This is a genomic window from Deltaproteobacteria bacterium, from assembly GCA_020848905.1.
In the GTDB taxonomy this organism is placed as follows: Bacteria; Myxococcota_A; Polyangia.
On the sequence record JADLHG010000009.1, the window covers coordinates 289430 to 298910 of the forward strand.

The following is a 9481-nucleotide window of genomic DNA, read 5'->3' on the forward strand; positions in this document are numbered from 1 at the left end:
AGGCTAACGACCGCGCTTGAGCTCGGTGAGAACCAGTTTGGCGACGGCCTTGAGCGTGTCGAAGACGCCAAAGCCCGTCGTGGCCACGGCCTCGAAGTCGGGCACGTTGGTCGGGTTCAGCACCTCGCGCAGCTCCGCCACGGGGACCACGTTCGGCAGGTCGCGCTTGTTGTACTGGACGCAGTAGGGGAGCTTGTCCAGGTCGTAGCCCTGCTCGAGCAGGTTGTGGCGCAGGTTGTCGAGGCTCTCGATGTTCGCCTCCATGCGCTCGACCTGGGAGTCCCCGACGTAGACCACGCCGTCCACCCCCTTCAGGATCAGCTTGCGGCTCGCGTCGTAGAAGACCTGCCCCGGCACCGTGTAGAGGTGGAAGCGCGTCTTGAACCCGCGAATCTCACCGAGCGAGAGGGGCAGGAAGTCGAAGAAGAGCGTGCGCTCCGTCTCGGTGGCCAGGGAGATCATCTTGCCCTTGGCCTCGGGATTGGTGCGCGCGTAAATGTACTGCAAGTTGGTCGTCTTTCCACACAGGCCAGGCCCGTAGTAGACGATCTTGCAGTTGATCTCCCGCGAGGAGTAGTTGATGAACGACATCTATCACCCGCACCAGTGGCGAATCGAGCTAGTCCTTGAAGAGGTTGTCGATGTCCTCGTCGGTGATCTCGGAGAAGATCGACGGAGCCGTCGGTTGATTCACCTTGGCCATCAGTGAGTCGAAGATCTTGGTCAGCTCCTCGCCGGCCTTGCGCACGCGCAGGCGCACGAGACCCAGGGACGAACGTTCGTCGAAAAGGATCACGAGGATCACCCGCTGCGCGACGAGCGAGATGTGCACGTTGGTGTGTTCCCCTTCGTGAAACTGCCCGGTGAACTCCTTCTCCTTGAGCAGCTTCGCGATACCGCCCGTGGCCGCCACGTTGCCCGCCGTCAGCGACGAGAGGGACGTCGTGTCGAGCTGCGACGTGTCGCCAGCGTCCGCGATCATCTGGCCGTTCTTGTCGATCAGCAGCACGGCCTTGGCGTTGGAATCGCGGTGGAGTCGCGTACAGACCCCTTGGATCTGCCGAAACTCGTCCTCGTACATGACCATGTCTTGGTTCACGCCGACCGCTCCTTGAGGTGAGACGCGCGATTTGACCTGCAGCCTTGAATATCAGTTTCTTTCCGCAGGCTCAAGCCTTCTCTCTCCGTCTGCGGGAGCCCACGTTTCGGCCCGGTGCACGCGCAGGTCCCACTCGGCGGCCCGACGGAGCTGAAGCACGGCGAGCGCCGCGTGGACCCGCAGCGTGCGCTCGGGACGCGAGAGCGCGGCCCGCAGGAGCGCGGGATCCTCGGCCTGATGCCGCAGGACGAGCGTCCAGACGAGCGGTTGCAGGGTCGTGCAACCGCTCGCCAGCGCGTCGAGGAGGAGCTTCCGTCGAGAGCCCGCGTCGAGCGAGCGAGCGAGGACCGGCAAGACCACCGCACGGTCGGGACAGCTCCCGCGCGCTCCCTCGCCGAGCGCGAGCAGCGACGCGGTCCGGCCGAGGCGCGCGAGCCCGACGTGCGCGGCCAGACGGACCGACGCCGCTCTGTCCGCCAGCGCCGCCTCCAGCCGAGAACGCGGCGGCTTCGGCAACCCGGCGAGCTGGGCCACGGCCTGCCGGCGGAGCGCGGCGTCCTCGGCCCCGAGCGCCCGCTCGAAGAGGGGCACGAACGCGGATCCCGATGCCCCGGCCACGAGCGCGGCCTGCAGCGCGGGAACCTCCTCGTAGAGCGCGAGGAGCGCGCGCGGCGCCCCACGGCCGAGCGCGGCGACGAGGGGCGCGATCAGGCCCGGCGCGGTCGCCGCCCCGCGCACCAGCCGACCGAGCTCGGCGCGCAGCGCGGTCACCTTCGCATCGCCGCGACCGAGCAGCGTGAGCGCCCGCAGCTGCTTCGTCGCCTCGTCTGCGGAGAGCCAGGCCCGCACGAGCCGCAGCGCCTCCCCGTCGCCCACGGCGAGGAGCGCCGAGAGCGCGGCGTCCGCCACCTCCGGCGCCGGATCGCGCAGCGCGCCCCGCACCTGGGCCCGGTCCGAGGCGCTGCCCCGCAGCCCGAGGAGGCCCAGCGCCGCGCCGCGCGTCACCGCGCTCCGGGAGTCTCTCTCCCCGCGCGCCCCCGCGAGCGCCGCGGACGGCTGCCGTTCGTGCCAGCCGAGCCACGCCAGCGAGGCCGCGCGAGCCGAGGGCCCCCGCCGTTCGCGCTCCAGCACCTCCTCGGCCACCGCGCGAAGCCCTTCGGCGTCCCTGGCCTGCCCCACGCGCGTCCCCCAGTAGTCCGCCCCGTGGTCCGCGAAGCGCGTCTGGTACGCGACGGGAGGCAGGCCGAGGTGCAGCCACCCCGAGCCCAGCCGCTGGCCGAGCTTGGCCACCACCTCCGAGCCATCCTGAAGGCGCCCCGTGAGGACCGGCCGCAGCTCGCGACGCTCCTCCTCGGTGAAACGGGCGTGTCCCTCCACCCAGCGCGGCACGAGTCCGAGCGCCGCCACGCGAAGCCGCTCCTCGAGCGCGGCACGGGTCTCCGCGTCCGACGCCCCGGCCGCCTCGCGCGCCCCCGCCAGAGCCGCCGCCGGACCGGACCCCGCCTTGCCGACCGACGAGAGCGGCGACAGCGCCTGCCGCAGCCCCTTGTTCAGCTCTCGTTCGGCCCGAAAGAGCGCCTGCTGCGCCTCGAGCGTCGCCTTGCGCTCGAGCGCCCCCTCCGCGCGAAGGAGGGCCGCCCGTGCCGCCGCGAGAGGCGACTGCTCGAGCAACCCGCGACGTGCGGCTGGAGCGAGGACCGCGAGGAGCGCCCGCAATTTTCCGAGCCAGGGTTTGAGCCCCCCCGCGTCGTCTTGCGTCGGCTGCGTCGCCGGGAACGCGGCACCCTTTCGCGGCGACGCGGGACTGCCCTTGGAGAGCGCCTGGCTGAAGGCTACGAGGTGCGGCAGATCCGGCGCGCAGCGCGCGAGCTCGCCGATCGCGGCCCGCGCGGCGCCCTCCTCGCCGCGCAGCGCCAGCCGGCGCGCGTCCTTCAGCTCCTGCAGCCGCGTCAGCCCGAAGAGGATCGGCAGCTCTTCGAGCGCCTCGAGGTTGTGCGGCGAGACGCCCCAGCGCGCGACGGCCACGCGGTCCGGCGCCCCCAGCCGGAGCTCGACGCGAAAGAGATCCTGCTCCTCTCCCTCCGCGGGGGGCTCGAAGACCAGGCGGTAGACGAAGCTCGCCGACTCCTGGCGCCGCGTGAGGTAGAGCGGTGCGTGGCGCCTCCGTCCCCCTTCGACGAGCGCCACCTCGGAGAGGTCTCCGTCGAGCTCGGGGAGGGGCACGGGGCTCCGGAGCTCCACCAGCGCCCGCCCGAGGTTCGCGCTCAGCCAGCCCGACGCCTGCTCCCGCGCCGCGGTCGGCGCGGCGACCACCGCCTCGAGCAACGCGAGCTGCGGCGGATAGAAGGTCGCGAGCAGCCCCTCCCGGCCCTCGACGCGGGTGAGGAAGTTGGCGCGCGCCTCGCGCAGCACGCGGGCGAGTTGCCTCACCTCGGCGCTGGAACCGTCGCTCTCCGGCGGCTCGGGACAGGGGTCCTCGCCCGAGGTCTCCGTCGGTGGCGCCTCGGTCACCGGGGCGGAGGGCTTGACGGTCGCGGAGGGGGCGCAGGCCGCGAGCAGCGCGAACCACGCCGCGGTCGCCCCGGCCCGCCTCATCGTCCGAGGTCGCGCCGGAGCTGGAGCCGTTGCGTGCGCCGCTGCTCGGCCTCGGTGAAACGGCGTCGCTCGGCCTCGGTCGCGGGCTCGACGGGCGGCACGACTCGGGGCTTTCCCTGCGCGTCGACCGCCACGAAGGTCAAATACGCGCTCGCGGCGTGGAAGCGCTGGCCGTCCTTGCCCCCCTCACCTTCCACGCGCACGCCGATCTCCATCGAGGAGCGCCAGGCGCGGTTCACGGAGGCGTAGATCACCAGCACGTCGCCGAGCTGCACCGGATGCACGAAGCTCATGCTGTCCATCGAGGCCGTCACCGCCACGCCACCGCAGTGCCGTCGCGCGGCCACGGCGGCGGCGACGTCCAGCCACTGCATCACGCGACCGCCGAAGGCCGTGCCGAGGGCGTTCGTATCCCCCGGCAGGACGATCTGAGTCATCTCGACGCGGGAGTCGGTGGGCGTCCGGGCAGGCGCGTCGGACATGCCGACCTAGTAGCAGCGCGTGGCGTAGTTCACGCAGTACCGCTCGTTGCTGCAGCGCTGGCCGTAGACCATGCAGTAGCCGTTGCGGTAGAGCGTGCAGCTCTGGAAGCAGCGGTTGCGATAGCCCCACGCCGCGCACTCGGAACGGCAGCGCGACTGGTAGCCGTGCGGCTGATGGTGGTAGTAGCCCGGTCCCGTCCGCACGAGGCAGCTCGAGAGCGAGAAACCGGCGAGGACCAGGGCGAGCACCACGAGCAACTGACGCATGCGTATCTCCTGATAAGAAGGTTTCGCTCGAGGAGTCTAGCAAGAGACGTGGAGCCGCTCCATCGGATTCACCACGCCGACCACCGCCGTGCAGCAGGAGGTGCGCCGAGCGTGGCCCGGGTCACGCAGCGCGAGGGGGTGTCCCCAAGCTGTTAGACCTCGCGGCGGCCCTCGATCGCCCGGTGCAGCGTGATCCCGTCGGCATACTCGAGCTCGCCGCCGATCGGCACGCCGCTCGCGATGCGCGTCACCTTGGGCCCGAGCGGCTTGAGCAGCTTCGACAGGTAGAGCGCCGTCGCGTCCCCCTCCACGTTCGGGCTCGTGGCGAGGATCACCTCCTGCACCCCGCCCTGCGCCACGCGCGCGAGGAGCGGCTGGATGCGGAGCTCGTCGGGGCCCACGCCGTCGAGCGGCGAGAGCAGGCCGTGCAGCACGTGGTAGCGGCCCCGGTAGCCGCCGGCCCGTTCCACGGCCAGCAGGTCCTGCGGCGTGGCGACCACCATCACGAGCTGCGCGTCCCGCCGTGCGTCAGCGCACAGCGCGCAGGGATCTTGCTCGGTGAGCTGGCAACAGATCGAGCACTGCCGGAGCTTCTGCCGCACCTCGAGGATCGCCTGCGCCAGCTGCTCCGCGTAGCTCTCCGGCGCGCGCAGAAGGTGGAACGCGAGGCGCGTCGCCGTGCGCTCGCCCACCCCCGGAAGCTTGGCCAGCTCGCGTACGAGCCGCGTGAGCGGATCGGCCATTAAAGGATGTCCCTAGAGCAGGCCTTGCAGGCCCCCGAGCCCCGGCAGCATGCCGCCCGTGACCCGCGCGAGCTCCTCCCGCGCGAGCTCCTGCGCCTTCTGGATCCCCTGGTTCACGGCGGCCACGACCAGGTCCTGCAGCATGTCGAGCTCCTCTTGCTTGAGGAGCTCGGGCTCGATGCGCAGCGCGACGAGCCGCAGCTGGCCGTTCACGGTCGCGACCACCATCCCGCCGCCCGCCGAGCCGTCCACGCGCTTGTGGACGAGCTCTTGCTGCACCCTCTGCATCTCCTGCTGCAGGTGCTGGGCGGTCTGAAGGAGCTGGCTCAGGTTCGGCTGTCCTGCGTCGGTCATCGTGACTGCTCTCCGTCGGCGATCACGTGGATGTGTTCGATCTGGGCACCGCACCGCTCGACGAGCGCACGGACGATCGGATGGCCCCGCGCTTCGTCCCGAAGCTGCTCCGCGCGACGGGCCCGCTCGCGCGCCTCGGCCTCGAGCGCCGACTGCGCCACGACGTCGGGGGCGCTCGCCTCCTCGGGCCTCAGCGCCCGCGCGGTCACCGCGAGCTCGCGACCCGCGGCCTTAAGGCAGGCCTGCTCGAAGGCCGAGCGCTTGTCGCGGTCCTGAGCGAGCCGCAGCTCGAAGGAGCCCGGCGGGTAGCCGAGCTCGACGCTCTTCCCGTCGAATGCGAGCAGCCGACCCGCCACGTAGACGCTCGCTGCCACGGGCTGCGCCGCCTCGACCTGGCGGAGCAGCGCCTGCCAGCCCGCGAGCGCCTCTCCGCCCTCGGCCGAGAGCACCGGGCGCACCGGCGTCGGAGCCGGCACGAGCGCCACCGGGGACGCGGAGACTGCCATCGGAGCGGACACGGCAACCGGCGCGGACGCGGCAACCGGCGGGGACGCGGCAACCGGCGCAGGCCCTTTGATCGGCACGGGGGCGGCAACCGGCGCAGGCCCTTTGACCGGCACCGGGGCTGTGACCGGCGCCGACGCGGGTTCCGCCTCCGCCGGAGGCGCGCTCGCCGCGAGAGCCTCGGCGCGCTGGGCCCAAGGGGTCGCCACCGAGCTACCCTGCGCGCGACGCGGAGCGGGGGCGGGCGCAGGACGACTCGGCGCGGGGGCGGACCCACGAGACTCGGTCGCACCTCTCGGACCATAACCCGTCACGCCGCGTGGCCCTGCGCCCCCCACCGGGGACGAGGGGCTCGGGCCTGCCCCGCCAAGGCGCGCTTCGAGGTCCGCTAGGCGCTGCAGGAGGTCCCCGAGCGGCACAAGCGGCTCGGCGTTGACGAGCTCGATCAGCACGAGCTCGAGCAGAAGGCGCGGAAAGGAGGACCGCGCGATCTCCTGCGCCGTGCGCGCGAAGCGGTCGAAGTGCTGTTCGAGCAGCTCCGCACCGTCGCCCTTGGCCTGCCGCACGAGCTCCTCGAGCTCGGCCTCGGTCACGTCGAGCAGCGGCCGCGGCTCGCGACACGAGCGCACCACGATCAGATCCCTGAGGTGCGCGAGGAAGGCCTGCGCGAACTGCGAGAGGTCTTGCCCGTCGGAGAAGAGCCGGTCCACGACCGCCAGCGCGCGATCCGCCTCGCGGGCGAGGAGCGCCGCCGAGAGCTCGAAGAGTACGCGCCGGTCGGTCACCCCGAGGAGCTCGGCCACCTTCGCCGCATCGATCGTCTCCTCGCCCACGGCGTAGGCGATGACCTGATCGAGAAGGCTCAGCGAGTCGCGCACGCTCCCTTCCGAGGCGCGCACGATCAGCGACAGCCCCGCGGAATCCACCTTCACGCCCTCGGTTGCGGTGAGCCGTTCGAGGTGCGAGAGGAGCATCGGCCCCGGCACACGCTTGAAGTCGAAGCGCTGGCAGCGCGAGAGGATCGTGGCCGGGATCTTGTGCGGCTCGGTGGTGGCGAAGATGAAGACGACGTGAGGCGGCGGCTCTTCCAGCGTCTTCAAGAGCGCGTTGAACGCGCTCGTGGAGAGCATGTGCACCTCGTCGATGATGTAGATCTTGTTGCGCGCGCGCGCCGGCAGGTAGCGCACGTTCTCGCGCAGCTCGCGCACGTCGTCCACGCCGGTGTGGCTCGCGCCGTCGATCTCGAAGATGTCCACCGCCCCCGAGGCGGCCTGCTTGCACGAATCGCAGGCCTCGCACGGGTCGGGAGTCGGGCCCTTCTCGCAGTTCAGGGCCTTCGCCAGAATGCGCGCCACGGTGGTCTTGCCCACCCCGCGCGAACCGGTGAAGAGATAGGCGTGGTGCACGCGCCCCGCGCGAATCGCGTTCTGCAGCGTGCGTGTGACGTGCTCTTGCCCGACGACCTGCTCGAAGCGCGCGGGCCGGTGGCGGCGCGCCAGCACCACGTAGGCCTGGCCACGGCTTGCGCCCCCCGACTGCACCGACTCCGCCATGGCTACATCGAGATCAGCGCTCCCCGCGGCTTTCTACCGCGGGGAGCGCCGAGAGAAAGAAAGGGCCCCGGACACCCGGTTATCCCAATACCGTTGCTCCCTTCCGGGCCTGGCGGGGTTCGCAGGCATCCCGTCGCCCGGGGCCATAAACTCTTGGAGTGCGCTCACTCCGGCGGAGAGAGGGGGATTCGAACCCCCGGTACCTTTCGGTACACACGATTTCCAGTCGTGCACCTTCAGCCGCTCGGTCATCTCTCCCGACTGCTCGTCGTCCTTCGCGTCGCGTCTCCCACAGCCGGCTGCCGGCTGCCGTAGCGGAGAGAGAGGGATTCGAACCCCCGGTACGGCAAGCCGTACACCTGATTTCGAGTCAGGCGCCTTCGACCTCTCGGCCATCTCTCCCGATCTCTTCCGGGGGCCGCCGCGCGGAGCGCGCTTCGGACGACCCGTCGGGGGTCGATCAACGGCGCGCAGCATAGTCGGTGAGGGGGGGCTCGTCAACGCCCGCTCTGCGTTCTGTCAATGGTCAGCGATTCTGTCCGCCCTTAACTGTTCAGCCAAAATGTCCGCCCCCCTGGGTTACAGGCGGAGGACAGCGTCTCGAAATGCTCGGCTGGCCACGGGACGTTTCCGCACGCGCTTTGGGGCGAGTTCTTCGAGGTCGCTTGGAGGCGCGGTAGCGATGAGCGTGTCTCGGTGATAGATGCGCCACGAGCCGTCGAGGAGCTGTCGCACCTCGGCGCGAATCCCTGCGTAGGTGCGCTTACCCGGTCCAGGCGGGATGTCGATGATGCGTCCCGCAATCCTGACGGTATTGTCCTTCTGCACGGTTGCCTCGTAGTAGAAGCTGAGCAGCCGGTCCAGATCGAGGCTGCGCACCACGGGCCGCCAGGCCGAGGCCGCCTCTGACGGGGGGACGGCGAAGCGTGTGTTGTGCTCTGGCCGGTAGCGCGCGAGCACGAGGTTCGCCTCGGCAGCCGTCGAGGCGTTCGCGAGGCGGAGCTCGGAGGTCAATCGGTCTTGCGCCGTGCCCCAAAGGCGCTCGACCCGCCCCTTCGCCTGCGGGCTCAGAGCGTCGATGCGCTCGATGCCGAGGGCTTCAAGGGCGCGTCCGAGCTGGGTGGGGTCCTGCCGCCCTCGGAGCTCCTCCTCGAGCGTCCAGGCGTCGTCGTTGCGCCGGAAGATGCTGTGCCGGTCACCGTAGCAGCTCCACGGTAGGCCTGGCCCGGTGGCCAGGGCGCGAAGCACCCGCAGATAGGCCACGCTGCACTCGTGCTCGACGAAGTGCGCACCCGGCAAGAAGTCGCTCGTCGCGTCGTCGATGGCTCCGACCAGGCACAGCATCGGCCCACGGCCCTCAAGCCAGTCATGTCGGCTGCCGTCCCAGAGCACCATCTGCCCCGCCTGCGGCTTGCGGTCCCGACGTCGCCGATGCTTCGGCGGGCGCCGACGGCGGGCTGCGCCGATGCCTTCTGCTCGCAACCACCGCCGCACCGTTGACCGGCTCACCTTGACCCCCTCGACGCTTGCCAGCTTCTCCGTGAAATGCGCGTCGTTGAAGCCCGCGTACTTCTCACGGTGTAGCGCCATCACGCGCCGCCTTTGCTCCTCCGACCGGCGGTTTGGCGCGGCCCGGCCACAGTTGCCGTGCACCAGCCCCGCCTCTCCCTGCGCCTCAACCGCCCGGCAGATCCGCCGCATATGCCGCGTCGTGACCCCCACCGCCTGCGCCGCTTCGGCCATCGTCCACTTCCCCCGCTCGACGCGTCGCACGGCTTGCAGCCGCCTCCACCCTCGGTTGCTCAGCAAGATCATTCCCTCGTATGCACGAGGGCGGACATTCTTGCTGACCCGTTAGGCGGACATTATGGCTGACCTACGACA

Annotated in this window: 9 protein-coding genes, 2 tRNA genes and 1 other RNA gene; all 12 read right to left on the reverse strand. The window is 70.8% G+C overall.

What is annotated here, in order from left to right; all coding sequences use genetic code 11:
- Window positions 1–3: 3 nt before the first annotated feature.
- Window positions 4–591 carry a gliding-motility protein MglA gene (locus tag IT371_06280; protein MCC6747249.1) on the reverse strand — a complete coding sequence of 196 codons (588 nt, stop codon included), beginning with the start codon at window positions 589–591 and terminating at the stop codon, window positions 4–6.
- Between the two features lie 28 nt (window positions 592–619).
- Window positions 620–1081 (reverse strand): roadblock/LC7 domain-containing protein, encoded by a 462-nt coding sequence (locus tag IT371_06285; protein ID MCC6747250.1) that lies wholly within the window; start codon window positions 1079–1081, stop codon window positions 620–622.
- 69 nt (window positions 1082–1150) lie between these two features.
- Window positions 1151–3694 (reverse strand): hypothetical protein, encoded by a 2544-nt coding sequence (locus IT371_06290; protein MCC6747251.1) that lies wholly within the window; start codon window positions 3692–3694, stop codon window positions 1151–1153.
- Window positions 3691–4176, reverse strand: a complete 486-nt coding sequence (locus IT371_06295) for an acyl-CoA thioesterase (GenBank protein ID MCC6747252.1) — start codon at window positions 4174–4176, stop codon at window positions 3691–3693. The genes IT371_06290 and IT371_06295 overlap by 4 nt, the downstream gene beginning before the upstream one ends.
- Window positions 4177–4182: 6 nt before the next feature.
- Window positions 4183–4443, reverse strand: a complete 261-nt coding sequence (locus IT371_06300; protein MCC6747253.1) for a hypothetical protein — start codon at window positions 4441–4443, stop codon at window positions 4183–4185.
- A 152-nt stretch (window positions 4444–4595) separates the two neighbouring features.
- On the reverse strand, window positions 4596–5186 hold the full coding sequence (recR, locus tag IT371_06305) for a recombination protein RecR (protein ID MCC6747254.1): 591 nt from the start codon (window positions 5184–5186) through the stop codon (window positions 4596–4598).
- A gap of 12 nt (window positions 5187–5198) precedes the next feature.
- Window positions 5199–5540 (reverse strand): YbaB/EbfC family nucleoid-associated protein, encoded by a 342-nt coding sequence (locus IT371_06310; protein MCC6747255.1) that lies wholly within the window; start codon window positions 5538–5540, stop codon window positions 5199–5201.
- Entirely contained in the window at window positions 5537–7597 is a 2061-nt protein-coding gene (gene dnaX / locus IT371_06315; protein ID MCC6747256.1) for a DNA polymerase III subunit gamma/tau, read from the reverse strand. Before dnaX ends, IT371_06310 begins: the two co-directional genes overlap by 4 nt.
- 55 nt (window positions 7598–7652) lie before the next feature.
- Window positions 7653–7747: signal recognition particle sRNA small type (ffs, locus tag IT371_06320), an RNA gene on the reverse strand.
- A gap of 23 nt (window positions 7748–7770) precedes the next feature.
- Window positions 7771–7855 (reverse strand) — tRNA-Ser (locus IT371_06325).
- Between the two features lie 57 nt (window positions 7856–7912).
- A tRNA-Ser gene (locus tag IT371_06330) sits at window positions 7913–7999 on the reverse strand.
- Between the two features lie 177 nt (window positions 8000–8176).
- Complete coding sequence (locus IT371_06335; protein ID MCC6747257.1) at window positions 8177–9412, reverse strand: ISNCY family transposase; 1236 nt, start codon at window positions 9410–9412, stop codon at window positions 8177–8179.
- Between the last annotated feature and the right edge of the window lie 69 nt (window positions 9413–9481).